This window comes from Xanthomonas sp. SHU 199 (genome assembly GCF_000364665.1).
GTDB lineage: Bacteria > Pseudomonadota > Gammaproteobacteria > Xanthomonadales > Xanthomonadaceae > Xanthomonas_A > Xanthomonas_A sontii.
Genome location: NZ_AQOI01000828.1, coordinates 1 through 1277, shown reverse-complemented (window position 1 = coordinate 1277; position 1277 = coordinate 1). Strand labels below are relative to the sequence as shown.

The following is a 1277-nucleotide window of genomic DNA, read 5'->3' as shown; positions in this document are numbered from 1 at the left end:
GCCTGCGGGCTGCCGGCCTCGGCCAGCGCCGCCACCAGCGCACTGCCCACCACCACGCCGTCGGCATCGACCGCCATGGCCTTGGCGCTGGCGGCGTCCTTGATGCCGAAGCCGGCCACCACCGGCACCGGGCAGCGCGCGCGCAACTGGCGCAGGCGATCGCCGGCGGCGCGGGTATCCAGCCGGTCGGCGCCGGTCACGCCGGCGAAGCTGACGTAGTACAGATAGCCGCGCGCCGCCTCGCACAACAGGTCGATGCGCGCGTCGCTGGTGGTCGGCGAGGCCAGCACGATCAGGTCCAGGCCGGCGTCGGCGAAGACCGTCAGGGTCTCGGCCGACTCCTCCGGCGGCAGGTCGACCAGCAGGACGCCGTCCACGCCGGCCGCCACCGCCTCCTCGGCGAAGCGCGCGGTGCCGTGGATCTCCACCGGGTTGAGGTAGCCCATCAACACCACCGGGGTGGTGGCGTCGTCGCGACGGAACGCGCTGACCGTCTCCAGCACGTAACGCAGGCCGGCGCCGCGCGCCAGCGCGCGCTCGGAGCTGCGCTGGATGGTCGGGCCATCGGCCATCGGATCGGAGAACGGCACGCCCAGCTCGATCACGTCGGCACCGGCCTCGACCAGCGCATGCATCGCCGGCACGGTCGCCTCCAGCGACGGATCGCCGGCGGTGAGGAAGGGGATCAGGGCCTTGCGGCCTTGGGTATCGAGTCGGGCAAAGGTATCGGCGAGGCGGTTCATGGAGGGCCTATGCACCCCTCTCCCGCCGGGAGAGGGGTTGGAGAGGGGTTGGGGTGAGGGGAAGAGGCGAAGCGGTGCGGACTGTGAGTACGGGGCTGCGCCCGCACCCGCATCCGGCGCTCCGCGCCACCTTCTCCCGAAGGAGAAGGGTAAAGCGTTACAGCGTCAGCCCCTCGCGCGCGGCGATGGTGTGCACATCCTTGTCGCCGCGGCCGGACAGGTTGCACAGCACCAGTGCGTCCTTGGGCAGTTCGCGCGCCAGCTTGATCGATTGCGCCACGGCGTGGCTGGACTCCAGCGCGGCGAGGATGCCTTCGGTATGCGCCAGCAGGTGGAACGCGGCCAGCGCCTCGTCGTCGGTGATGCCCTGGTAGATGGCGCGGCCGCTGTCGGCCAGGAACGCGTGCTCCGGACCCACGCCCGGGTAGTCCAGGCCGGCGGACACGGAGTGGGTCTCGACGATCTGCCCGTCGTCGTCGCAGATCACGTAGGTGCGGTTGCCGTGCAGCACGCCGGGGCGGCCGGCGGCGATCG

1 protein-coding gene and 1 pseudogene are annotated in these 1277 nt (G+C 72.0%); both read right to left on the bottom strand.

What is annotated here, in order from left to right; genetic code table 11:
• A partial coding sequence (gene trpA, locus D183_RS0122685; protein ID WP_017911020.1) for a tryptophan synthase subunit alpha occupies positions 1 to 743 on the bottom strand: 743 nt, incomplete at its 3' end.
• A gap of 157 nt (positions 744 to 900) precedes the next feature.
• A pseudogene (locus D183_RS25725) lies at positions 901 to 1277 on the bottom strand (pyridoxal-phosphate dependent enzyme); the annotation flags it as partial.